Raw genomic sequence first — 23,452 nt, 5'->3', positions numbered from 1 at the left:
CGGTATAATAATTTTGAATTTACAGAGACTAGGTGCTTATGAGTAAGAACGATCCCCTAAATAACCGTGAAATCATTGCCATATTACGGGAGCGTATTCCTTCATTTGAATGCACTCCGGGTTGCCATGATTGCTGTGGACCTGTTACTACATCGTCAGAAGAAATGTCGCGCTTACCAAGAAAAACGGATGCAGAGCACGAAGCCGCATTAAATGAATTCAATTGTGTTCATTTAGGTGAAAAGGGCTGCAATGTATATGGAGAACGTCCGTTGATTTGTCGCTTGTTTGGTACAACACCACGAATGCCATGTCCAAATGGCTGCCGACCAGAGCAAATGGTCAATGAAAAAGTAGAGCAGCAAGTACATCATTTCATCAAAAATACCCGCCAAGTCTTAGTTTAGTCCCTGTCGAAATTGGTCGAAATAAAAAGGCCAATTTAATTAACTTTCTGCTGCATAAATAAGTTAAAATATCGGGCTATTATCCTAGCATTGAGCCCTTTATATTAATGAGCACTATCACAACTCCAGCCAACTTTACGGAACTTGGCCTTATTTCACCTTTGTTAGCACGATTAACTGAGCTGGAATATCAACAGCCAACGCCAATTCAAGCGCAAGCTATCCCAAGTGTATTAACTGGACGTGACTTAATTGCAGGGGCAAATACTGGCTCAGGTAAAACAGCTACTTTTGCATTACCAATGTTGCAGCAAATCGCTGAACTTCAGCAATCAGGCAAAGCCCAAAATTCTAAAGGTAACTATGTTACTGGTTTAATTTTGGTTCCAACGCGTGAGCTTGCTAAACAAGTCGCTGATAGCATTAAATCTTATGCTGTGCATTTTAATGGTGCAATTAAAACCGTTGCTGTATTTGGTGGTGTATCTGCTAATACTCAAATGTTGGCACTTCGTGGTGGTACTGATATTTTGGTAGCAACACCAGGTCGTTTGATTGACTTGATTTCAAGTAACGCGATTAAGCTTGATAAAGTAAAAACCTTAGTGCTTGATGAAGCAGATAGAATGTTAAGCCTTGGTTTTACTGATGAGCTTAATGAATTACTCGCTTTAGTGCCAAAGCAAAAACAAACCTTATTATTCTCAGCAACGTTCCCAGAAGAAGTAGAGACGTTAACCCAAGCGCTACTTAATAATCCTGTAGAACTGCAATTACAAAGTGCAGATGCAAGTACGTTAGTGCAGCGCGTATTCACCGTTAATAAAGGTGAAAAAACAGCAGTATTAGCGCATTTGATCCATCTGCAACAGTGGCGCCAAGCACTTATTTTCGTTAATGCTAAAAACAGCTGTAATCACTTAGCAGATAAGCTATCTAAACGTGGAATTACTGCAGAAGTATTTCATGGTGATAAAGGTCAGGGCGCACGTAGTCGTGTGCTTGAAGGCTTTAAAGCGGGTGAGATTGATGTATTAATCGCAACTGATATTGCCGCTCGTGGTTTAGATATTGAAAAGCTACCTGTTGTGATTAACTTTGATTTACCAAGAAGTCCTGCTGATTACATGCACCGTATTGGTCGAAGTGGCCGTGCTGGTGAAGTGGGTCTAGCGCTATCATTAATTGATTTTGAAGATTATCATCACTTTAAAATTATTGAAAAGAAAAATAAAATCCGACTTGAGCGTGAACAAGTAGAGGGTTTTGAAGTAGATGAAGAGATCACAGAAGCTTTATTGGAAGCGATTAAACCAGTAGCAAAACCAGAAGGTACGGGTAAGAAGAACAAAAGAAAATACCCAGATAACTGGTAAGCAATACGATAAGTTTATTGAATTGATGTAATAAAAAACACTCGGTATGTAATCCTACCGAGTGTTTTTTTAGTGCGCCGAGCATGGCGTTGTTCTAGGAGGTGAAAGTCCTCTACGGGCTCAGTCGAACGAGAACCGTTAGCCTATGCAAGGGTGTTCACCGTGAGGTGAAATCTGAAGGAAGCAAATGGCAAAACATGGTGGTGACGAACAGAAATCTGATAGTAGGCTGTGACAACTTGGGTAACCTAGCTATAGATAGAATAACCCTATGTTTCGACGAGAAGTGTGTCGCAGTAAATCAGGCATGACCATGGGAAAGAACAGCGTCTTACCTCGGGAGATCTTAGCCTTTGTCTCAAAGAGACTAGAGCGGCAGTGATGTCACTCGACGGAAGTTAAGAAGTCAGCCGACGGCATAGTACTTTAAACCAGTACAGTTTAAAGGAAGGCCTGAACCGAATATATCAAGAAGCAGCCGCTAAACACTCAAATACGTGGAGTAACAGCAACGATGAAACCCATCACTCTGTCCCAGTTGGTAAAACCGCAAGTAGCACTGACGGTGACAAAGCGTAACAAACGTATCTGGCGTAGAAAGAAAGGCGAGTCTTGGTGAATACCTCTCAACTACTAGAGCGCATTAGCGCTCCAACTAATTTGAACGCAGCATTACGCCGAGTGAAGAGTAATAAAGGGTGTGCGGGAGTTGATAGACTCAGCATCGAAGCGACCATTAATAAACTCAAGCAAGGCGATAATGGACAACAATTGCGTCAATCCTTATTAGAAGGTAGTTATCAACCTCAACCAGTCTTGGGTGTTGAGATCCCGAAAGCTAAAGGTGGTGTCAGGCAGTTGGGAATACCAACGGTTCTAGATCGAATAGTTCAACAAGCTATCACGATAGTGTTAACAGAAGTTTATGAGCCAAAATTCTCGAAGAGTAGTTTTGGTTTTAGGCCAATGCGTAGCGCTCATAATGCCTTAGCGACAGCGAGTCAATACATCAGAGAAGGAAGAGGATACGTTGTAGATATAGATCTAGAAAAGTATTTCGATACCGTTAATCACGATAGATTGATGCATCGTTTAGCAGAAGATATTGAAGATAAACGAGTTTTGAAGTTAATTAGGTCATATTTACAAAGTGGACTGATGCGAAATGGGATAATAGAGTGTAGACAAAGAGGAACCCCACAAGGTGGTCCTCTGTCACCTTTACTATCTAATATAGTATTAGATGAGCTAGATAAAGAGCTAGAACGTAGAGGGCATAAGTTCTGTCGATATGCAGACGATTGCCAAATCTATGTGAGTAGTCAGGAAGCTGCAGAGAGAGTCAAAGACTCGATCACCGTATTCTTAGAGCATAAACTGAAACTCAAGGTTAACCGAGAGAAAAGTGCGGCGACAAGAATAACGGAGCGCAGTTATCTAAGCCACAGTTTTAGTTACTCAGGTCAGATCCGTCTATCAAAAGAGGCGAAAGCAAGAATGAAAAAGCGGGTCAGAGAGATAACGAAACGAAATCGAGGAAGAGAGTTAAAGGCAATAATAAAAGAATTAACTCAATATCTTAGAGGATGGCAACACTACTTTAAATTGGCTTTAAAACCGAGTGTAATGGGAACTCTAGACAGTTGGATAAGACGCCGACTTCGGAGCTACCGCCTGAAGCAGAGAAAGCGAAAATACAGCATAGCGATGTGGCTACGCCAAGAGGGTGTAAGCGAGCGAAATGCTTGGAAATTAGCGATGTCAGATAAAGGTTGGTGGAGACTCTCAAGAACACCTCAAGTGAATCATGCACTTCCAAACGTAAAACTGATGGAGATGGGATTATACTCATTATTGGATGGGTATAAGGCACTGAAAATGTATTCGGAACCGCCGTATGCGACCCACGCTTGTACGGTGGTGTGAGAGGACGGAGGCCGCGAGGCCTCCTCCTACTCGATTGGGCGAAATAGTCATTAAAACAAGTATTCTTTTGAAATAACATTAGGCAGGATTCTCTATCCAACGAGATAACTGTTTAGCTTGGGTAAATGCATTAAAATGCGTAACCACTCGTTCTCTAGCCATTTGTCCCATTTGTGTTCTTTCTTTAAAGGTCAGTTTTGCAAATTGTTCGATACTTTGTCTTAATTCACTTACATTTTTTTCATTAACCAGATAACCCGTTTCACAAGTGACAATCTCTTTGCATCCCATAATATTGGTAGTAATGACAGGAGTTCCGACCGCCATAGCTTCTTTTAATACCAAAGGCCCAGTATCGACACATCCAGTTTCTGAGAAGCAAAATGGAGCGAGTAAACAGTCATATTTCGATAAATTCTGCTTTACCCAATCATGAGGTTTTGAACCTAAAAATTGAACGCGCTCTGATAAACCTTGCTGTTCAACTTGGCTCTCTAGTTGCTCTTTCATATCTCCAGTTCCTACAATATCAAGATGAATATTGAGTTGTTGAGCGACAGGCGCCAGTGCGTCAATTAAATGATGGATACCTTTTTGTTGAACTAATCGACCAAGAAAAACAAGTCGTAGGCTATCTGAGGGTGTTTTATTTTCCATTCTAAATTGCTCTGTTTTCACACCACAATGTAAGAGTTTAATATTGCCTTTTGCCATATTATTAAAATCGTTTTGCATGTCTTTGCATACAGCGACAACAAAATCACTAGCTATAATTTTTTCTTCGATATCATAAGCAGTTTCATATACATCATGTCCATGAGCGACAAATGAGCAAGTAATATTCAGTAATTTTGCAGCGACGATAGCGTGAGCTGCGGTGTGTTGACCGAAATGAAGCATGAACGTGGTTAATTTCCTTTTCAGCTAATTGTAATGCTAATTTTAACCCATAATGAAAGAGAGATTTTTTTGGCATACTTTTCTGTTGTTGCACAAATTTCATTGCTTCTAATAGACCAGAAAAATGAAGGTTTTTATACATACCTGCTTGTATATTTTTGCCAATCTTAATAATGCTGTAATCAAACTCATACTGACTGTCTTCAATTTCAAAAGCGAAAACACAGACATCGTGGCCGCACGACTTGATAGAATCGACCTCTGTTTGAATGAACGTCTCACTAAGGACAGGGTAGGTTGGTGCGATGAATGCTACTTTTTTCATATTAAAACCCTTTAATGTTATGTTTTAAATGATCAGAGCAAAATGCAGGCCATAAAATATATTGTTTAATATCAGTATGTTATTTGGCTTTAATTTGCTAATTTTGGATTTGAAAGTATTTTTCTCAATATGACAATCAATATGAAATATAGGTTGAGTAATTTTAAGTCTGACATATTCATTTTGAGAGTCTTTATGAATAATTATTATAAATCAGTTAGTTACCATTTGGCATGCTTCATGCGAGAGTTCATTATTATACGGACATATCTGAGGTCGCATTATGAAAAAAGTATCTATTATCATTCCAACGTATAACTGCTTAGCTTTTTTACCAAAGGCTGTTGAGAGTGTATTTTCGCAAAGCCATCAAGATTTTGAGTTAATTATTATTAATGATAATAGTAGTGACGATACTGAAAATTATTTGAATAATCTTACTGATGAAAGGGTAAAAGTGATTACTACTGGTGGTGTTGGTGCTTCGCAAGCAAGGAACCTCGGTATTGCAGAATCGTGTGGTGATTATATTGCGTTTTTGGATGCTGATGATTTTTGGTTGCCAGAAAAACTGTCACTACAACTTAAATTACATGAAACCAATCCTACTGTGGCAATGAGCTTTACCAATTATGACCACCTGACAGAAGAGTACCAATCGATAGTGGATTGTTTTGCTTATTGGAATCAATTTCAAGGTGATAACAGTCCTTATATTCACCTTGAACATCCTTTAGATTTTATTATTAAAAACAATATTATAGGTACTTCAACGGTAATGATTAATGCGGATATTTTACCGAAAATACGAATGTTTGATGCTGATATTAAATACGCAGAAGATTGGGAACTGTGGTTGAGAATATGTGAAGAGTATGACGTGGCTGCACTGAATTCAGTTCAAGTCGGTTATTTAATGCGTCAAAGCTCGACCACTCAAACTGACAGCTTACGACTTAGAAATCTTCAATGTATCGAATTTATTTTAAATCGTTATCAAAATGAAAGTCAGCGTTGGGATCTCTCTCCTTCATCATTTAAAAATGCTAGAGCTAGGGTTCTAGAGGGTTATGCCGATTATCATCGTGGATTGCAGCATTATAAGCAGGCGATAGCATTTGGTTTACGATCATTAATTCTCGTGCCTGAACTAAGAAGAGTACGTAGCTTGCTTGGTGATTGCAGTAAGGCTTTATATCTATCTAAATAATGTTTGATTCACTGTTTATCTAGATTGGTATTACGTTCAGCAAGTTAAGGAAGGCGAGTATGAATTTGTTAAAGCAATCAGCCTATTACGCGATAGGGATCGTTATGATGAAGGGGATCTCTCTTGTCATGCTTCCTTATATAACTCATCAAATGAGCCTTGAAGAATATGGGTCTTTAGAAGCGCTGATCTTATTGGCTGATATTGGGACCATTCTATTTGGCTTTGGCATTGTTGATGCGATGTATCGCTATGTTGGTACATCAGAAGGTGAAGAGAAGCGAAAGTTAATCTCCAATTGCTTTACGTTGAGTGTATTGGTTTGTTTGCTGGGAGGGGTTGTCATTGCGGTAAGTTTGTCATCATTGCTTACCGTGTTGCCTGTGGAGTTTAAAGCTTATCAAATCTTGTTGTTACTTATTCCCACCATGTTAGATGGCGTGATATCTATTCCACTTACATTGTTACGTATGAATTCGATGGCGAAGCGTTTTTGTATACTTAGTGTAGGCAAGGGAGTCTTACAAGCATTAATGACGTTTGTTTTATTAGAAAGTGGTTTTGGTATTGATGGAGTGCTTATTTCAGGCGCGGTATCTAGTGTGGGTTTGTTACTCTGTTTACTTGCTTATCAATGGCAAGAGATGGGGAAGTTTGGGCACTTAATGCATTCTAAACAGCTATTAAGATTTGGAATTCCTGTTTTAGTTGGTGGCGCATCTATCTATATGATCACAGGTTTAGATAGATGGTTTTTAGCCAGTTTTGTTGGTGTAGAAGAATTAGCGGTATATGCGGTTAGTGCTAAGTTTGCTTTAATATTAGGACTTATCCTTCAACCTTATGCTATGTGGTGGTTTCCTAATCGTATTTCTATTCTTCAACAGCATAACGGTAAAAGAAATTGTGCAGATAAAGGGTTACTTGGCGTTAACCTAGGTATTATTTTTGGGACAATGATGATCTTGATTGTGCCAGGACTAATGAGGCTAATTTTACCTGAGAGTTATCAAATGGCTGGAACAATTGTTGTTGCACTATTAGCGATAGGTATGATTAAAAACGCGGGGGATTATCTTAATTTAGGGTGTTATAGCGGAGATTCCAGTTATTCTCAAATGTGGATACAAGGTATTTGTGCGATTACTGCCGCGGGTGGATATTTTATTGCGGTGCCAACGTTTGGTTTATGGGGGGCAGCAGGGATACTTGCACTCGCTTATGCACTGCGTTTGATTTTATTATATAAAGTCAGTCAGTCGATGGAATATCTTCCTTATCGCCATATTCGATGGGTAGCATGCATTGGTGTAGGGATTTCTGCTATAGCACTAAGTCAATTTCTATCTCAGATACTTACCGGTGTACCTGAGCTTGTTATTGGTCTTTCTCTGAGTGTTATTGCTCTGCTTTTCTTTATTAAATGTGCTGATATACCTATTCCTCAGACTATTTTAGCTAAGTTTGGTAAAAATCATTCTCATGTATAATCATTTTTAGAATTCAATGGGATATTGTTATAATCGGAAGCTTAGTCCGAATTGAGAGATAGAAATGAGAAAATATTACACAACCGAAGGCGATAGTACTTCCAAAAAGAAGAAAGAGGCCTATCCTGTACTCGCACTGTGTGAAAACTGTGTAGGTAAATACACAGTTATTAGTGAGGGTGAGAGAACCTATGATAGTTGTGCAAAGTGTGGCGCTGACGACTAATTATTGTGTTCTTATTTGAGATGTCATGACTGTAGTAATCGAATGTAAAGTAAGGAAATGAAATGAGTGCAATTGGTAATTTAATTTGGTTCCTTTTTGGTGGCGTATTCATGGGGCTAGCATGGTGCTTTTTTGGCGTATTGGCCTTTATTAGTATCATTGGTATTCCATGGGGAAGGGCGTGTTTTGTGATTGCAGGGTTTTCTTTTTTCCCATTTGGTAAAGAAGCCATTGCTCGTGATGAACTAACGCTATCTGAAGATGTTGGGACCGGAAGTCTTGGTTTTATTGGCAATGTGCTTTGGTTCATTTTTGCTGGATTGTGGTTAGCGATTGGACATGTCATGTCGGCAGTAGCTTGCTTTGTTACTATTATAGGTATTCCATTTGCTATTCAGCATTTAAAACTAGCGGCTATTTCAATTGCTCCTATTGGGCAGACAATTGTAGATAAAGAAGTTGCTGCGGCTGCTCGTCATGCTAATGCAAAAGCTGAAGCGAATAAGTGGCGATAGTTAATTGAACGTTTTGTCATTATCTTAGTCTTATTTTCTGAGGTCTAGGAAAGAACATAATAAAGGATGAATAATGAAGTATTGGTTACTATTTATATGTGGTTGGAGTAGTTTGTCTATAGCAAATGCAGAAGTAGATTTACATTCTTATCATAGTGAAGAGAGTTTGGAAATATCTGATAATGAGATAGGATGCTCTAGTATCGTTTGTAATAAAGTTATTGAATCTAAAAGTGTTAACTCAGCAGGTGATTTTCCTGAGAGAAATATGAACGAAACTCTTGCCGGATTAAGTAATGTTATATTCTTTGCTGGAGAGATAGGTTTAGCAGAAAATGTTCAGGAAGAAGAACCAGAGCTTAGTCCTGTTAGGTAATATATTATTATGAGTTATTTTCTTGTGATTTATCGTATTTATGATGGTTTTTCCGATGCATAGTTATGCAGTCCTTGTGTCATATAAAAGTCAGTGTACTGCATACCTTGAGAAGTAAAAGAGTTTTCAAACTTATTTGTAAGTGAAATACTTTTTTATTAAAAGAACTAAATCTGAAATTGAAAAAAACTAACCTCATCGTATGAATTAATGAATTGAAAATGATGAGGTAAGTAGTTTTTGAGAAAAATTATAAATTATTAAGCATGCTCTCGTTGGAAGATTGATTAGGCTCAGAAATCTGGTAAAGCTTGTGATCATCACAAGTTGTTTCACAGTTACACACTTTATTGACTCCTACAGTATTTAACCCGCCACAACTGCCTTGTATTTCTTTTCGTCCAAAGATTACCCCTAATGCCATTAATAAAATAACAAGTATAAAAACGCCAAAAGTAATGAATAGGGTATTCATTGTTTTACTCCAAGTACTGTAAATTTCTCACTAATCTTTTGTAGTGGCTTTAATGCTGTTGGCTTTATGCTTGTGTATTTTTTACAGCAGTGTTGTTTACTATTTTTACATGGACGTCCTTGAGAGGCATTGGTCAATTCTGTTAGTTCAGATAATTGCAGAGTATCTAACGATATACGACTACTTGTACGGAAAACTCTAATATCAGCATTAAGTAGTTTCGCTAGCATTTTTTGTCCAATATTACGTACTAATACAGTATTTGTTTTCTGGCTTTTTAATAGTGCCAACAGATCTTTTTTTCCTCCACAATTACTACTGTTTAGGGCTGGATTTTCTTTTGTTGTTGACTGTTGTTTATCTGTAAATACAAACGTATCTGCTTTGCTAAAATGTCCAGCAATACGTTCATTTTGGTAGGGAATTGCAAATATCATTCTTTATTCTCCGTTTGCAGCATTAAGGCTTTTCCTTGCACTAAGCAACTTGTTACTTTGAATCTTGCTTGCTTAACAATGTTTCCAAAGGTTTGGCGAGAGATCATCATTTGATCTGCGCCTTCTTGTTGGCTGAGTCCTTCAAAGTCGGCGAGGCGTAATGCCTCTAACTCTTCTGCAAGTAGCTCTATTTGTGGTAACTCAGTCGTTGGCACACCATTGGGCTTAAAGCAACTGTAGGGCGCTCTGCCACAGATCCTGCGGCATTTTTTAGGTCTAGCCATGAATACTCTCCATTAAATATGAAAGAAGTATAAGTAAGTTTATAGCATATGCCAATAACTATTTTTGGCATATGCCAGTAATTGGCGTAAGAAAGATTAAAAACTAATCATGAAGAGTATTTTCTTCACTTAGATCAAGTGGTTTGTATTGCGACTAACGACAAGGTGATATTTATTCGATATTATGCGTCTTTATTAGAATAATGAATTGGCAATAAATCTTATGAAAATTTCTGTTGATGGTGGTTCTTTTCAAGTTTCTGTTGAAACTGAATATGAAGGATTAGTTGTTGAAGCGACTAAGATCTTTCACTCGACTCGTGAGCAAGCTGGATCAAATGACAAAGCGATTTTGCGTTTTCTACAAATCATCATTGAGCACCGTGAAGACAATGATGCAATTGGCTATGCATCAATGGGGTTATTAGGTTGGTATAACGAAGTTATTTATGCAGTTGAAAATAAAGACATTACGTTAAATTTACCTAAGATCTTACCGCATTTATTAAACCCTGCTGGCGATCTTACCGCAACAAGTGCCACTGAAATGAATACGTTTAAGCATTAGTATTTACGATGAGCCAAGCTGAAATCCAAAAAATCATTGCTAGTTTTACTTCAGTAGAGCAGCTTCTTGAGCATTTTGATATTGGCTTTGACAGTAAATTTATTGATGAATATCGAGTGCCATTAATGAAACGATGTAATGGCTATTTACTGCTTGCTAAACCTGATGATTGGTTTTCTGCTCGTCGTGCTATTAAAAATGCATATTGTAAGATCCAAAGAGGGCGATTAGATCCCCATACTCGTTCAGCGTGCAGTGGTTGTACTACGTGTATTCGGCGTTAGCTCTAACAAATAGTATGAATAGAAAAAGCCCTCAATGATCAACATTGAGGGCTTTTGGTTTATTAGCTTTAAAATAAATTACTTCACGTTTAAGCTGTTCATTTGTTGTTGGAGTTTATCCAATTGCTGCATCTTTGCTTTCATTTGAAGAGATTGAGAGCTTATAGCTGCAGGGTTCATTAATTGGCCAGACTGCATTGGGTAGTCAGGTAGAGTGTTAAAGAACTCTCCTAATACATCTTGCATCGGTACGAATAGCCACATGTTATCTGCCATCCAGCGTAGATACATACCAGATTCGTGTGGTGCTTTTTCAAATGGGTCTGCACGTAAATGAATGATTTGAGGCCAGTTTGGTTCTAGACGAACCGCGTTAGAAATATTACCTTCCATCACTGCAAAGTTTAATTTCCAATCCTGCCAGCGAACTGCGTTTAACTCACCATTTGCAGTGAAGTAAAGCAGGGATTCACGAGGCCCTTTATCTGTTTTGCCTTCAAATAATGGTTTGAAGTCATAACCATCAATATGAACCTTGAACTCTTTGCCATTGGCTTTATAGCCTTTAGCCAGTTTTTCTTTCACATTAGGAACACCTGCAGCATCAAGTAGCGTTGGCAGCCAATCTTGGTGCGCCATCATTTCATTGATCTTAGTTCCAGGCTTGATTGTGCCAGGCCAGCGTACAAGTTGTGGAACACGCATACCGCCTTCCCATGTCGTCCCTTTTTCACCATAGAACGGAGTTGCACCGCCATCTGGCCATGTAGCTGTTTCTGCGCCATTATCGGTTGAGTAGATAACGATGGTGTTATCTGCTACACCTAAGTCGTCTAGTTTATCCAGTAAAATACCTACGTGATCATCGTGTTCAAGCATACCATCAGCATAAATACTGATGCCTGATGCACCTTGGTATTTCTCTTGTAGACGAGTCCAAACGTGCATACGGGTGGTGTTATGCCAGATAAAGAAAGGCTTATCCGCTTTAACTGCTTTTTCCATAAACGCTAATGAAGAATCTAAGAACTCCTCATCGGCATGTTCCATTCGTTTACGGGTCATTGGGCCTGTATCTTCGATCTTACCATCGGCATACGACTTAATCACACCACGAGGGCCGTAGTTTTTACGGAATTCAGGATCTTTAGGGTAGTAATACGTTTCAGGCTCTTCTTCTGCGTTTAAATGATAAAGATTTCCGAAAAACTCATCAAAACCATGAGCTGTTGGCAGGTGTTTATCTTGATCGCCTAGGTGGTTTTTACCAAATTGAGCGGTCATGTAGCCTTGTTCTTTTAAAAGGTCAGTAATAGTAGGAGCCCAATCTGGAATACCATGATCAGAACCCGGCATACCAATGGTTAAGAGACCGGTACGGAAAGGTTCTTGACCTGTAATGAAGGCTGCACGACCAGCAGTACACGATTGTTGGCCATAGTGGTCAGTAAAAAGGGCACCTTCGTTTGCAATTCGGTCAATGTTTGGGGTCTCGTAACCCATCATGCCTTGGTTATACGCGCTGATATTCCAGTAACCCACATCATCGCCAAAAATAGCGAGTATGTTTGGTTGAGATGCGGCCATCACTGTGCCAGAAGTGGCAAGTAGACCAACACCAACAGCAATTTTACTTAAATTATGTCCCATGAAGAACTCCAATTAGTTGCGATTAGTTGCTTGTACTTTAAATGAGGAGTACTGATTCGTCGCTTTATAGCGGTTATAACCAATGGTTATTTTCTATGTAAGTTATTGTATTTAAATCGCTATAACTCTAACCCTATCTGTGGCGAATTGAGATGCTGATCAGAAATACGATATATATTTGATATCGTAAGCTTAAAAGGAATAGAAACAATTGGCATTGCTGCGCACAAAAAATACAAATGAAATTAGATTGTGGTTGTTTTATATACTATATATTTAATCGTAACTGCTTATACATAAACAGGAGGTTATATGACGTTGAAACAAGGAACAAAACGCAGGTTAAGTATTCTTAGTGCCGTATTGATGGGAGCTTCAGGTTATACACTTGCGGCAGAAAAACCGAATATCTTGGTTATTTGGGGCGATGATATCGGCCAATCAAATATCAGTGCTTATACTTTCGGTCTGATGGGGTATAAAACACCGAATATCGATTCTATTGCCAAAGAAGGGATGATGTTTACTGATTATTATGGTGAGCAATCGTGTACTGCTGGTCGTTCAACATTTATTACCGGACAAAGTGTTCTTCGTACAGGTCTAAGTAAGGTCGGGCTTCCTGGTTCTGACATTGGTTTACAGCCAGAAGATGCAACCATTGCGGAAGTGCTAAAACCAATGGGTTATATGACAGGTCAATTTGGTAAAAATCATCTTGGTGATAAAGATGAGATGTTACCAACTAATCATGGTTTTGATGAGTTTTTCGGTAACCTTTACCATCTTAATGCGGAAGAAGAACCAGAAAATATTGATTACCCTAAAGATCCTGAATTTCTTAAAAAATATGGCCCTCGTGGTGTAATTCATTCTTATGCTGATGGCAAGATTGAAGATACAGGCCCATTAACTCGTAAACGCATGGAAACGGTGGACGATGAAACCGCGTCTGCTGCGATTGACTTCATGGGACGAGCAGTGAAAGCTGACAAGCCATTCTTTGTGTGGTGGAGTGCAACGCGTATGCACTTTAGAACACATGTGAAGCCTGAACTTCAAGGTTCAACAGGGATTAGTAACTACGCTGATGGTATGGTTGAACACGATAATCACGTGGGCGAACTATTGAAAGCTGTTGATAAATTAGGCGTCGAAGACAATACTATTGTGTTCTATTCTACTGATAATGGGCCACACTTGAATACATGGCCTGATGCCGGTACAACCCCATTCCGTAGTGAGAAAAATACTAACTGGGAAGGGGCATATCGAGTTCCTGCCATGGTTCGTTGGCCGGGTAAAATTGAACCGGGTGTCGTATCCAATGAGATCATGCATCACATGGACTGGTTGCCAACATTTGTAGCAGCAGCTGGTAATGACAAAATTAAAGATGAGCTTAAAAAAGGAACTAAGTTAGGTAATAAGAGTTTCAAAAATCATCTTGATGGTTACAACTTTTTACCTTACTTAACGGGTGATGAAGAAAAAGGCCGTCGTGAAGAAATTTTCTACTTTACTGATGATGGTGATTTAGCAGCGCTTCGTTATAACCAGTGGAAAGCGGTATTCATGGAGCAGCGAGCGAAAGGTACTTTAGCTATTTGGGCTGAACCTCTAGTTATCTTACGCCTGCCTAAATTGTTTAATCTACGTATGGACCCATACGAAGTCGCTGATGTAACGTCAAACACCTATTATGATTGGTTACTAGATCGTGCCTATATGTTTGTACCTGCTCAAGCATACGTAGGGAATTTCCTCGCTACATTTGAAGAATTTCCTCCTCGACAAAAAGCGGCAAGTTTCAGTTTGGATCAAGTTATGGAAAAACTACAACAACCGCACAATAAATAGTGAAAAAAGACAATACTAGGGCTCTTCGGAGCCCTTTTTTATTTCTAATAGTATTCACATATTCATGAATCCTAATGGAAGAATCAGTAAATATACTCTATATCTACTGTATTGTTATCTTTAGAATTAGAGATGAAAAATGTATAAATACAAGGATGTATATGAGCAGTAAAAAAATCGTTTATGGATTTTTCGTTGTATGGATGAGTATGATGACATTTTCATCAAATGTGTTTTCTGCCGCCTTTGTTGGTAGTGATGCATGTATTGATTGTCATAAAGAAGAAACTGAAGCTTGGAAAGGATCTGATCATGAAATGGCAATGAAACACGCAGATAAAGACAGCGTGTTTGGTGACTTCAATGATGCGATTTTTGAATTTAAAGGAAAACCAAACCGTTTTTTTAAAAAAAGGGATGAATATTGGGTCAATATTGAAGGACCTGATGGTAAGTTCCATGATTACAAAATTAGCTATACTTTTGGGTTCGAACCATTGCAGCAATACATGGTCGAATTTGAAGATGGACGCATTCAGCTAATTCCATTTGCTTGGGATTCGCGTAGTGAAAAAGAGGGGGGGCAACGTTGGTATCACCTTTATCCTGAGATGGAAAAAACGGACGAGTTCTATTGGGCTAATTCAGGGCAAAATTGGAACTTTATGTGTGCTGATTGTCACTCAACGGATGTAAAGAAGAATTACGACGCGAAGACTGATACCTATAACACCAGTTGGTTTGAAATTAATGTTGGTTGTGAAGCCTGCCATGGTCCAGCAAGTGAGCATATTACTTGGAGTGAAGACCAAACAGAAAATACAAATCCCCACTATGGTTTTGAGCGTAATTTAAGTAAGTCAGTCAAAGAGTGGGTTTTTAAAGAAGGCCATTCAACGCTTCAACCTAAAGACATTGAGCCAACAGATCAAGTGGCGGTGTGTGCGCAGTGTCATAGCCGTCGAGTTCAAATTAATGAAGAACAAGCGCACGTAAAGGGTTCGCTCTTAGACAGTTATTTACCAAGTTTGATTACTTCTGATTTGTACCATAATGATGGTCAGATCTACGATGAAGATTATGTATACGGTTCTTTTATGCAATCAAAAATGGCAGAAAAGGGCGTAACTTGTACTAATTGCCATAACCCGCATTCAACCAAATTAGACATTCCAGAGCAAGCCGTGTGTAGCCAATGCCATATTGCATCAGAATATACACCAGAAAAACACACCTTTCATGAAGCCAATACTGAAGCATCGCAATGTACCACTTGCCATATGCCAGAAACGACGTACATGGGTGTAGACGCAAGACGAGATCACAGTTGGCAAATCCCAAGGCCTGATTTAAGTAAAAATATCGGCACTCCTAATGTGTGTACGCAATGTCATGAAGAGAAGGACGATGTGTGGGCAGATAAAAAAGTCGGCGAATGGTTCCCTGATTCCCCTTATCGAAATCAACAGCATTTTGCTGTCGCATTTTATGCCTCAGACATTAATTATCGTGGAGCAGGTGATGCGCTTTCATATACAGCGCAAGATGCGAAGCAATCTGGGATTATTCGTGGGTCTGCATTGCAGCGTTTAAGCGCATTTCCAAGTAAGAATACCTTAGTGGCATTAGGGCGAGCGGTAAAACATGATGATGAATTAATTCGTTTAGGGGCAATTCAAGGTTCAGCAGGGTATTCATCTCATGATCGTTGGCAAATATTATCGCCGTTATTAACAGATAGTGTGTTGGGTATTCGTGCTGAAGCGGCTGGAGCATTAGCGGCGTATTGGCCGGAATGGAATCCATTGCAACGCGAGCAATTAACACCGGCATTAAATGAATACATCAATATTCAACTATTTAATGCCGATAGAGGATTTGGACGTACCAATTTAGGTAATGTTTATCGAGCGCAAGGTGATGTTAAAAAAGCAGAAAAAGCGTATCTAGATGCAATAAATATTGAACCGTATTTTGTGAATAGCTACGTAAATCTTGCGGATTTATACCGTTCCCAAGGCGATGAAGTGAAAGGTCTTTCCTTGATGCAACAAGGGATAAAAGCACAACCTAAATCTGGTGCATTACGTTACAGCGCAGGATTAGCATTATTACGCTTAGGAAAAAAAACAGAGGCATCAAACTACTTTGAACAAGCGACAGTGGTGGAACCTCAAAATGCACAATATTGGTATGTATATGGTTTATCACTTGAAGGTATTAACCTGAACCAAGGAGCGGATGCTCTGGCAAGGGCTTTTAGTTTAAGTGGCAACCCTCAGCATTTATTTGCACAGTGTGATCAACTGTTAAAAGCGAAATCATTACAAGCGCGATCCTGTATTACGCAACTTGAACAATATGCCCCTAAAAATGTGATCAATGAACTTAAAAAACGGCTTTATTAATGAGCACTATAACCAATAGTTATGATGGACTTAACTAGAATAGTAAAAGCTAAATTTTAGTATCTATTGGTCTAACTTGTGAACGTAAGGAGAAAACATGAATCAAACTCAGCAGGCTATTACATCGCTTATCTCTCAGGTAGAGAAGTCGGTGATTGGTCAATCCCATGTCGTGCGTTCACTGGTTATTGGGTTATTAACTCAAGGGCATGTTTTATTAGAGGGGTTGCCAGGCACCGCAAAAACGCGTTCGGTTAAATCGTTGGCTGATAATTTACATACCTCGTTTGGGCGTATTCAATTTACGCCAGATCTATTGCCATCTGATGTGACGGGTACAGAAGTATACCAAGAGCAAAATGGCAAACCGCAGTTGCATTTTCAACCGGGGCCCATTTTTAACAGTATCGTTTTAGCGGATGAAATCAACCGAGCGCCAGCTAAAGTACAAGCCGCATTATTAGAAGCGATGGCAGAAGGCACGATAACCGTTGGCGATCAAACTCATGCGCTGCCTGAATTATTTATGGTGCTTGCAACACAAAACCCAGTAGAGCAAGAAGGAACCTATCCGTTACCAGAAGCGCAAATGGACCGATTTATCATGAAAGTGTCGGTTGATTATCCAGATGATGATGCTGAATTAGATATTATTCGTCTTGTTCGTGGAGAAGAGTCACCACAAAAACAGACAGAAGATAACCTTGAAATAGAAACGACTATTCAACTTGATCCTTCTGTAGTGATGCAAGCGCGTTCTGAATTATCTCAAATCGAAGTGTCTGAGATCAGTGAGCGTTATATCGTTGCTTTGGTTATGGCGACACGTAAACCTGAGCGTTATTCTGAGTCAAACCTGTCTCGTTGGATAGAAATTGGATCGAGCCCTAGAGCATCCATTTCACTTGATAAATGCGCACGTGCGTATGCATGGTTGCAAGGTCGAGATTATGTAGAACCAGATGATATTCGAGCAATGGCACATTCAGTGTTGGGGCACCGTATAACGTTGAGTTATGACGCTTTAGCTGATGGCGTGACGCAAGAGCAAGTCATCAATGAATTGTTGGATCATGTTGTTATTGGGTAGGGCTTTTTATGAACGAAAAAAGCACCGACACACGTATTCATTGTGAATATAGCCAATTAGTAAAACTGCAATCTCAAGCGAGATCGTTCAGTTTATTACCGAATTTAAAATCAGGCACCGCGCTGTCTGGTCGTCATTCATCTATTTTTCGTGGACGAGGTTTAAATTTTGAGGAGTTAAGGCATTACCAACTCGGGGATGATATTCGCAACCTTGACTGGAAGGTGACGATGCGAACGGGTAAACCTCATGTTAGATCGTACACTGAAGAAAAAGACCGCAATTTTATTATCTGTGTTGATCAACGTAGCACTATGTATTTTTCATCGGTAGAGACAATGAAGTCGGTTGTTGCCGCTGAATTGGCAGCACTCACTGCGTGGCGTATTTTGCAAGACAGTGATCGTGTTGGTTTTGTCATCAGTTCAAGCGAGAAAATGCATTGGTTAACGCCAAAACGATCTCAAGGTGATTTACTCCATCGATTAAAATTGTTATCTAGTATTAATCAGTCTTTAGACGTCGAAAGTAAAGACGTTGATGATGTTGGTTTTTCACAGTTTGTGACGCTATTAGGTCGATTAAAGCTTAAAGAAGCAACAATTGTTATCCTAAGTGATTGGCATGGCGTTACTTCTGATGAGATAACTCACTTAAAACACCTTCAAAAACACAATGATGTATTAGGGGTATTAATCTCTGATCCTTTCGAGTCCAATTTTCCATCACAAAGCAGCTCATGGGTTGTGGGTGATGGTGCATTTCAAATTAACCTTAGTGATGCAAAGAAATTTGATTTGGCTAATAAAGGGTTAACTGACTATCAAGATTTAAAGAAAGAACAATTAATTCAGTTGATGGCAGCCAAGGGCCTTCCTCTTATTGAAGCGGATACGTCAGGGCATCATATCGAACAACTTAAACGGGCGATAGGAGGCAGACGATGAGTATTCATGAGCCGCCAAGCAGTTATATGCTTAGAAAAATGAGCGAAGTGACTGTTCCCGATCATGTGAGTTGGTTTCCTCAGACGATAGGTTGGAAAATTGTCGCAATACTTCTTTTTGTTTTTGCTATTTATTATATCGCTAAGTCGACTAAAAAATGGTGGGAAAATCGCTATCGTCGAGAAGCAAGATCCTTATTAAATTTACTGTCGAGTTCTGTGAATAATCCATCGTTAAGTTATGAGATATTTGAAGTCATGAAGGCGGTACTTACGCATATTAACGCAAAGAATGCGACACTCTTTAAAGACGATTTTCTTATCGCATTAGATTCTTATTCACCCAATAGTGTTTGTGATTTTAATGGCGAGCTTGGGCAACAATGGATACGTTCGTTAATGCAGCAGCAATATGCGTTGTCAGAGCAACAACTCAATGAGTTAATGACTTTGTGTCAACAATGGTTAACGAGTCATGTCGTACCGACATTAGAGCAAACTGGAGGCGCACATGCAGTTTAATCAACTGGAACTAGCGAATCCATATTGGTTATGGATGTTGCCATTACCGATTATTATTTACTGGTTAATACCGGCTTATCGTACACGTCAATCTGCAATTAAAGTGCCTTTTTTTGATGTGTTAGTAAAAGCATTAGATGAATCTCCATCTGAAGGAGCAAGTCAATTACGTGCGAGTTATTGGCAAAAAACATTTTTGATTATTTCATGGTGTTTATTAATTTTTGCACTGACTAAACCAACTATTTTAGGAGAACCTCAAACTCGTGAAAGCTTAGGGCGAGATGTGATGGTTGTGGTGGATTTATCTGGCTCGATGGCAGAGCAAGATTTTGTCTCTAAAGCCTCTTCAGACAAAGGATCTATTCAAAAGATATCTCGTTTAGAAGCAACAAAAGAAGTGTTGGTCGATTTTGTTAAAACTCGAAAAGGTGACCGCTTAGGATTAATTCTGTTTGGGGATGCTGCGTTTGTGCAAACCCCATTTACGGCAGATCAAAAAGTGTGGTTAGAGCTATTGAATCAAACTGACGTGGCAATGGCAGGACAAAGTACCCATTTGGGTGATGCAATAGGGTTGGCAATTAAAGTCTTTGAGCAAAGTTCATCAGAAGACGAGATAAACAAAGACAGTTCACAGAATGACTCTGTTGAAAAACCAAGAGAGAAAGTGGCCATTGTTTTAACGGACGGTAATGATACTGGCAGCTATGTCGAACCGATTGATGCAGCTAAAGTTGCAGCGGCTAAAAATGTTCGTATTCATATGATAGCAATGGGTGATCCCAGAACCGTTGGTGAACAAGCATTAGATATGGATGTGATCAACCGAGTTGCAGAAGCCTCTGGTGGGAAAGCGTTTCAAGCCATTAATCGTGATGAATTAGAGCAAGCTTATGAAGCGATTGGTGAATTAGAGCCTCAATTGTATGAAAGCACTACTTATCGACCAAAGCAGTCAATTCATCAATACCCAATAATGTTGATCGTCATGATGTATTTATTTGCTTTTGGCTTTGCGACGATTAAGCGTCATGTTAAACCGGGGGAAAAGCATGTTTGATTCTCTGATGTTGCAGCAAATTGCTGATCAGTTTCACTTCATTCGACCTTTATGGCTGCTGGTCTTAATTCCGTTCGGCATTGTGATTTATTTGCGTTGGAAGCAAGATTCAAAAAATGAGTGGCAAGAACAGTTACCAAAACATTTACGTAGCGCGTTAACCATTAATGATGCGGGATGGAAAAAGCAGCTGCCATTAAAGTTGTTAGGTGTTTCTATGTTTGTCGCTATTATCGTGTGTGCAGGTCCAACTTGGCAGCGTGAAGCGTCTCCATTTGGTGAAGATAAAGCAGCGTTATTGATCGTTTTAGATAACACTGAATCGATGTTACAAAAAGATCTTGCGCCAAACCGGTTAGAGCGTTCAAAGCAAAAAATACGAGATTTAATCAAGCAACGACAAGGTGGTAAAACAGGGTTAGTCGTCTTTTCTGGCTCAGCACATTTAGCCATGCCATTAACTAAAGATGATTCGGTATTCGCACCATTTCTAGCTGCAATTCAACCCGATATTATGCCTGTAGAAGGTAAAAATGCAGAAACGGCGCTGCCTCTGATTGAACCGCAATTGGGTGCTGAAAGTGTGGGAACAGTACTGTTAATTACTGACGGTGTTAACCCAGCAACGACTGATGCATTTAAGAGTTACTTTGAGAAAAGCCGACATCAATTATTAGTATTGGCGGCGGGCAATGGTGACAGAGCCAGTGACAACCCGATGGATCTCTCATCGCTTAAATCATTAGCCAGTAAAAGTAATGGTAGTGTGGTCGAAGTGACGATTGATGATAGTGATATTAAGACGCTAAACAGTAAAATAGAACGCCATATGCAGCTAAATAATGAATCGGCAATGCCGTGGAAAGACATGGGATATTTTCTTTTATTTCCCGTATCTCTCTTAATGTTGTCATGGTTTAGAAAAGGCTGGTTAGTAAAATGGTGTTTGGTGGCATTGATTGTTTTTCCTAGCTTTTATTCGACTCCAACTTATGCTGAAACGGTCAGTCTAAAAGCCAAAACGAATGAACCAGTAAAAGAAGTGACCGCATGGGATAGAACGACGCAATGGTGGATGGATTTATGGTTAACGCCAGATCAACAAGGGCAATGGTATTTTGATAAATTCGAGTATTTGATGGCGGCAAAACATTATCAAGATCCATTAAAAAAAGGCATCGCTTATTATTATGCCGGCGAATATAAATTGGCTCACAGTGCTTTTCTACAAGTAAAAACCAATCTAGGTATTTTTAATGCGGCGAATTCGTTGGCAAGACAAAGAGAGTATCTTGCTGCTCGTGATGTTTATCAGTTATTGCTAGAAAGAGATCTTGAAAGTGAATTGAAAGAAAAAGTAGAAAACAATTTATCGATCATGCAAGGCATTGTAGATGAAGTGAATCGAATGAGTGAAAGTCAGAAAGGCAGTACTGATGGGCCTGAAGAGTCTTTTGAATTAGGAGATGATAAGCCTAAAACGGGGGATGGTGCTGATGAAAAGGTTGATTCTGCATTAATGAAAGAAGAGAAACTAAATGCGAATGAAATTTTAGGAAGCCAAGAACTTGCTGATAAATGGTTACGTCGTGTAGAGGCTGACCCTAAGTATTTCTTACGCGCGAAATTTCAGCTTCAACTCCGAGCCCAGTCGTCTGGTTCTCAATCATCGGTTTCTGGGTCAGAGAATAGTGGAGAAGGTAAATAATGTCTCAAAATAACGATAAACGTCGAGTCATACACTTTTGCATTTTTGTCGCTGTTATATTAATGGTGATGAGTTTTGGTTCTAGAGCCAGTACAGTTGAAACACTCGATAAATCCAATCAAGTAACGATAAAAACGTGGCTAAGTGATCCAAATAACGCTAAAGAAAACAAGGGTAAGAAAGCGCCAACTTATGCCGTAAATCAGCAAATCATTTTATATATAGAAGTTGTTACGCCAAGGTGGTTTACCGGAGGTACTCGGATCGCTCCTATAGAAATTCAGAATGTAGTAGCCAAACAGCGTAATCAATTAGCCACGAATTTTACAGAAAGGCGCAATGGAGTCACTTGGACTCATCAACGTTGGGAGGTGACATTATACCCACAAGTTGAAGGCCATTTTGTAGTCCCACCAACCGCTGTTAAGGTACAAGTTTCACGAGAAAATTCGGGGAATGTTTCTGGTGTTTTATATACAGAACCACAACGGTTTACCGCCATTATGCCATCAGGTTTATTGAATGATGATTCTGAGTGGGTGTCCGGTCGTGATTTTTCAGTTGAACAAGAGTGGGATAAGTCAAATGATGACTTAAAAGCGGGTGATGCGATTACTCGTACCATCACCATCAAGGGTTCTGATACATTAGCTATGTTGATCCCTGAATTAATTAAGCAAACATCGACAGCGAATTATCAAACGTACTCACAACCGAATCAATTAGATGATTCACAGACTCGTGGTGATTATTTGTCAGAACGAAAAGAGTCCGTTGTCTATGTACTTCAAAACGGGGGTGAGGTAGCGTTCCCAGCCATTAACTTAACCTGGTGGGATACCGATGCCCAAGAATTAAAAACCATTACGCTTGATGGTCAATCGTTTTCTATCTCCCATACGATGAGTTCTTGGTTGCACCAATATTGGCAATGGTTAGTCATATTGATGATCAGTGCCATTGTTGCTTTGTTTACCGTGATTAAAATGGTTCGTTATTATCAAACCCACCCATTGCCTGCTTGGTTTATGTATTCGAAAGCCGTAAATAAAAAAGAGTGGGGTACAGTTAGGGTGCTTCTTTATCGAACGTTGAGAATGAAGAATAAAACCTTGGAGTTAAAACATTGCGATTCGACCAGTGATTGGCAACAAGATGCGTCTATGTTTCAAACAAGAGACATCACTAAAAAGTTATCCTCTCGTTTATGGAAAAGAATATCTTCTCCGATAAATGGATTATCTTCTCTTTTATTAATGTGGAAGCCAAAAGCGGTATTTCCTCAGTTCAATCAGTTACGAAGAAAATATGTAAAAAACCAAGAGAATCAACACAAAAGGAAAGAGTAAAGGTTGTGTCGAGTTTTGAGTTATATACAGTGAGCGTAGGGATCAATCAGCAGTGTC

At 39.3% G+C, this 23,452-nt stretch carries 22 protein-coding genes and 1 pseudogene; 18 read left to right on the top strand and 5 right to left on the bottom strand.

The annotated features are described in order from the left end of the window. Positions 1-38: 38 nt before the first annotated feature. From ACU5DF_RS12235 to ltrA, 3 genes are all read left to right on the top strand, one after another. Positions 39-407 carry a YkgJ family cysteine cluster protein gene (locus tag ACU5DF_RS12235; protein WP_045101941.1) on the top strand — a complete coding sequence of 123 codons (369 nt, stop codon included), beginning with the start codon at positions 39-41 and terminating at the stop codon, positions 405-407. A 107-nt stretch (positions 408-514) separates the two neighbouring features. After that, on the top strand, positions 515-1,783 hold the full coding sequence (locus ACU5DF_RS12230) for a DEAD/DEAH box helicase (protein WP_446713063.1): 1,269 nt from the start codon (positions 515-517) through the stop codon (positions 1,781-1,783). Between the two features lie 615 nt (positions 1,784-2,398). Continuing rightward, the gene (gene ltrA / locus ACU5DF_RS12225) at positions 2,399-3,709 is read left to right on the top strand and encodes a group II intron reverse transcriptase/maturase (protein ID WP_446711496.1); all 1,311 of its coding nucleotides are present in this window, start codon (positions 2,399-2,401) and stop codon (positions 3,707-3,709) included. Between the two features lie 78 nt (positions 3,710-3,787). Here the strand turns inward: ltrA and ACU5DF_RS12220 are convergent. Further along, positions 3,788-4,934: pseudogene (locus ACU5DF_RS12220) on the bottom strand (glycosyltransferase family 4 protein). Between the two features lie 283 nt (positions 4,935-5,217). On the opposite strand from ACU5DF_RS12220, the gene ACU5DF_RS12215 reads away from it, so the two are divergent. The 5 genes from ACU5DF_RS12215 to ACU5DF_RS12195 all read left to right on the top strand — a co-directional run bounded on the left by ACU5DF_RS12215 (position 5,218) and on the right by ACU5DF_RS12195 (position 8,751). Then, a complete protein-coding gene (locus ACU5DF_RS12215) occupies positions 5,218-6,144 on the top strand; it encodes a glycosyltransferase family 2 protein (protein WP_446713062.1) in 927 nt (308 codons plus the stop codon). A gap of 59 nt (positions 6,145-6,203) precedes the next feature. Next, positions 6,204-7,634: a lipopolysaccharide biosynthesis protein gene (locus tag ACU5DF_RS12210; RefSeq protein WP_446713061.1), complete on the top strand. Its 1,431-nt coding sequence runs from the start codon at positions 6,204-6,206 to the stop codon at positions 7,632-7,634. Between the two features lie 64 nt (positions 7,635-7,698). Then, a complete protein-coding gene (locus ACU5DF_RS12205; RefSeq protein ID WP_045101946.1) occupies positions 7,699-7,860 on the top strand; it encodes a hypothetical protein in 162 nt (53 codons plus the stop codon). A gap of 62 nt (positions 7,861-7,922) precedes the next feature. Next, positions 7,923-8,375 carry a YccF domain-containing protein gene (locus ACU5DF_RS12200; RefSeq protein WP_045101947.1) on the top strand — a complete coding sequence of 151 codons (453 nt, stop codon included), beginning with the start codon at positions 7,923-7,925 and terminating at the stop codon, positions 8,373-8,375. 73 nt (positions 8,376-8,448) lie between these two features. Then, entirely contained in the window at positions 8,449-8,751 is a 303-nt protein-coding gene (locus ACU5DF_RS12195) for a hypothetical protein (protein WP_045101948.1), read from the top strand. A gap of 250 nt (positions 8,752-9,001) precedes the next feature. Here ACU5DF_RS12195 and nqrM read toward each other — a convergent pair whose 3' ends face one another. From nqrM to ACU5DF_RS12180, 3 genes are read right to left on the bottom strand one after another with little or no spacing between them, the layout of a single operon-like run. Further along, positions 9,002-9,226, bottom strand: a complete 225-nt coding sequence (nqrM, locus tag ACU5DF_RS12190; RefSeq protein WP_045101949.1) for a (Na+)-NQR maturation NqrM — start codon at positions 9,224-9,226, stop codon at positions 9,002-9,004. Continuing rightward, positions 9,223-9,663 (bottom strand): NifB/NifX family molybdenum-iron cluster-binding protein, encoded by a 441-nt coding sequence (locus ACU5DF_RS12185; protein ID WP_446713060.1) that lies wholly within the window; start codon positions 9,661-9,663, stop codon positions 9,223-9,225. The genes nqrM and ACU5DF_RS12185 overlap by 4 nt, the downstream gene beginning before the upstream one ends. Next, complete coding sequence (locus ACU5DF_RS12180; RefSeq protein WP_446713059.1) at positions 9,660-9,947, bottom strand: DUF134 domain-containing protein; 288 nt, start codon at positions 9,945-9,947, stop codon at positions 9,660-9,662. The genes ACU5DF_RS12185 and ACU5DF_RS12180 overlap by 4 nt, the downstream gene beginning before the upstream one ends. 223 nt (positions 9,948-10,170) lie before the next feature. Here ACU5DF_RS12180 and ACU5DF_RS12175 point away from each other — a divergent pair, with 223 nt between their 5' ends. Both ACU5DF_RS12175 and ACU5DF_RS12170 read left to right on the top strand, forming a co-directional pair. Then, entirely contained in the window at positions 10,171-10,515 is a 345-nt protein-coding gene (locus ACU5DF_RS12175; RefSeq protein ID WP_446713058.1) for a hypothetical protein, read from the top strand. Between the two features lie 8 nt (positions 10,516-10,523). After that, positions 10,524-10,799 carry a nitrogen fixation protein NifW gene (locus tag ACU5DF_RS12170; RefSeq protein ID WP_446713057.1) on the top strand — a complete coding sequence of 92 codons (276 nt, stop codon included), beginning with the start codon at positions 10,524-10,526 and terminating at the stop codon, positions 10,797-10,799. Positions 10,800-10,877: 78 nt separating this feature from the next. On the opposite strand, the gene ACU5DF_RS12165 is transcribed toward ACU5DF_RS12170, so the two are convergent. Next, positions 10,878-12,449 carry an arylsulfatase gene (locus ACU5DF_RS12165; protein ID WP_446713056.1) on the bottom strand — a complete coding sequence of 524 codons (1,572 nt, stop codon included), beginning with the start codon at positions 12,447-12,449 and terminating at the stop codon, positions 10,878-10,880. A 312-nt stretch (positions 12,450-12,761) separates the two neighbouring features. On the opposite strand from ACU5DF_RS12165, the gene ACU5DF_RS12160 reads away from it, so the two are divergent. The 8 genes from ACU5DF_RS12160 (at position 12,762) to ACU5DF_RS12125 (ending at position 23,395) form a co-directional block, all read left to right on the top strand. After that, positions 12,762-14,309 carry an arylsulfatase gene (locus ACU5DF_RS12160; protein WP_446713055.1) on the top strand — a complete coding sequence of 516 codons (1,548 nt, stop codon included), beginning with the start codon at positions 12,762-12,764 and terminating at the stop codon, positions 14,307-14,309. A gap of 161 nt (positions 14,310-14,470) precedes the next feature. Further along, a complete protein-coding gene (locus ACU5DF_RS12155) occupies positions 14,471-16,717 on the top strand; it encodes a tetratricopeptide repeat protein (protein WP_446713054.1) in 2,247 nt (748 codons plus the stop codon). Positions 16,718-16,814: 97 nt separating this feature from the next. Beyond that, the gene (locus ACU5DF_RS12150) at positions 16,815-17,807 is read left to right on the top strand and encodes an AAA family ATPase (protein WP_446713053.1); all 993 of its coding nucleotides are present in this window, start codon (positions 16,815-16,817) and stop codon (positions 17,805-17,807) included. A gap of 8 nt (positions 17,808-17,815) precedes the next feature. After that, a complete protein-coding gene (locus ACU5DF_RS12145) occupies positions 17,816-18,754 on the top strand; it encodes a DUF58 domain-containing protein (RefSeq protein ID WP_446713052.1) in 939 nt (312 codons plus the stop codon). Then, complete coding sequence (locus ACU5DF_RS12140; protein WP_446713051.1) at positions 18,751-19,275, top strand: DUF4381 domain-containing protein; 525 nt, start codon at positions 18,751-18,753, stop codon at positions 19,273-19,275. The genes ACU5DF_RS12145 and ACU5DF_RS12140 overlap by 4 nt, the downstream gene beginning before the upstream one ends. Further along, positions 19,265-20,338 carry a vWA domain-containing protein gene (locus ACU5DF_RS12135; protein WP_446713050.1) on the top strand — a complete coding sequence of 358 codons (1,074 nt, stop codon included), beginning with the start codon at positions 19,265-19,267 and terminating at the stop codon, positions 20,336-20,338. The genes ACU5DF_RS12140 and ACU5DF_RS12135 overlap by 11 nt, the downstream gene beginning before the upstream one ends. Beyond that, positions 20,331-22,046: a VWA domain-containing protein gene (locus tag ACU5DF_RS12130; RefSeq protein ID WP_446713049.1), complete on the top strand. Its 1,716-nt coding sequence runs from the start codon at positions 20,331-20,333 to the stop codon at positions 22,044-22,046. The genes ACU5DF_RS12135 and ACU5DF_RS12130 overlap by 8 nt, the downstream gene beginning before the upstream one ends. After that, entirely contained in the window at positions 22,046-23,395 is a 1,350-nt protein-coding gene (locus ACU5DF_RS12125; protein WP_446713048.1) for a BatD family protein, read from the top strand. Before ACU5DF_RS12130 ends, ACU5DF_RS12125 begins: the two co-directional genes overlap by 1 nt. Positions 23,396-23,452: the final 57 nt, after the last annotated feature.

The organism is Aliivibrio wodanis, assembly GCF_052920805.1.
This window is presented reverse-complemented; position numbering and strand designations above follow the sequence as displayed.

Excerpts from the sequence above, each read along its gene's own strand:
- nqrM (WP_045101949.1), bottom strand. The coding sequence starts at position 9,226 with ATGAATACCCTATTCATTACTTTTGGCGTTTTTATACTTGTTATTTTA.
- ACU5DF_RS12145 (WP_446713052.1), top strand. The coding sequence starts at position 17,816 with ATGAACGAAAAAAGCACCGACACACGTATTCATTGTGAATATAGCCAA.
- ACU5DF_RS12230 (WP_446713063.1), top strand. The coding sequence starts at position 515 with ATGAGCACTATCACAACTCCAGCCAACTTTACGGAACTTGGCCTTATT.
- ACU5DF_RS12215 (WP_446713062.1), top strand. The coding sequence starts at position 5,218 with ATGAAAAAAGTATCTATTATCATTCCAACGTATAACTGCTTAGCTTTT.
- ACU5DF_RS12165 (WP_446713056.1), bottom strand. The coding sequence starts at position 12,449 with ATGGGACATAATTTAAGTAAAATTGCTGTTGGTGTTGGTCTACTTGCC.
- ACU5DF_RS12150 (WP_446713053.1), top strand. The coding sequence starts at position 16,815 with ATGAATCAAACTCAGCAGGCTATTACATCGCTTATCTCTCAGGTAGAG.
- ACU5DF_RS12185 (WP_446713060.1), bottom strand. The coding sequence starts at position 9,663 with ATGATATTTGCAATTCCCTACCAAAATGAACGTATTGCTGGACATTTT.
- ACU5DF_RS12200 (WP_045101947.1), top strand. The coding sequence starts at position 7,923 with ATGAGTGCAATTGGTAATTTAATTTGGTTCCTTTTTGGTGGCGTATTC.
- ACU5DF_RS12195 (WP_045101948.1), top strand. The coding sequence starts at position 8,449 with ATGAAGTATTGGTTACTATTTATATGTGGTTGGAGTAGTTTGTCTATA.
- ACU5DF_RS12235 (WP_045101941.1), top strand. The coding sequence starts at position 39 with ATGAGTAAGAACGATCCCCTAAATAACCGTGAAATCATTGCCATATTA.
- ACU5DF_RS12175 (WP_446713058.1), top strand. The coding sequence starts at position 10,171 with ATGAAAATTTCTGTTGATGGTGGTTCTTTTCAAGTTTCTGTTGAAACT.
- ACU5DF_RS12155 (WP_446713054.1), top strand. The coding sequence starts at position 14,471 with ATGAGCAGTAAAAAAATCGTTTATGGATTTTTCGTTGTATGGATGAGT.
- ACU5DF_RS12170 (WP_446713057.1), top strand. The coding sequence starts at position 10,524 with ATGAGCCAAGCTGAAATCCAAAAAATCATTGCTAGTTTTACTTCAGTA.
- ACU5DF_RS12125 (WP_446713048.1), top strand. The coding sequence starts at position 22,046 with ATGTCTCAAAATAACGATAAACGTCGAGTCATACACTTTTGCATTTTT.
- ACU5DF_RS12210 (WP_446713061.1), top strand. The coding sequence starts at position 6,204 with ATGAATTTGTTAAAGCAATCAGCCTATTACGCGATAGGGATCGTTATG.
- ACU5DF_RS12140 (WP_446713051.1), top strand. The coding sequence starts at position 18,751 with ATGAGTATTCATGAGCCGCCAAGCAGTTATATGCTTAGAAAAATGAGC.
- ACU5DF_RS12130 (WP_446713049.1), top strand. The coding sequence starts at position 20,331 with ATGTTTGATTCTCTGATGTTGCAGCAAATTGCTGATCAGTTTCACTTC.
- ACU5DF_RS12160 (WP_446713055.1), top strand. The coding sequence starts at position 12,762 with ATGACGTTGAAACAAGGAACAAAACGCAGGTTAAGTATTCTTAGTGCC.
- ACU5DF_RS12135 (WP_446713050.1), top strand. The coding sequence starts at position 19,265 with ATGCAGTTTAATCAACTGGAACTAGCGAATCCATATTGGTTATGGATG.
- ACU5DF_RS12180 (WP_446713059.1), bottom strand. The coding sequence starts at position 9,947 with ATGGCTAGACCTAAAAAATGCCGCAGGATCTGTGGCAGAGCGCCCTAC.
- ACU5DF_RS12205 (WP_045101946.1), top strand. The coding sequence starts at position 7,699 with ATGAGAAAATATTACACAACCGAAGGCGATAGTACTTCCAAAAAGAAG.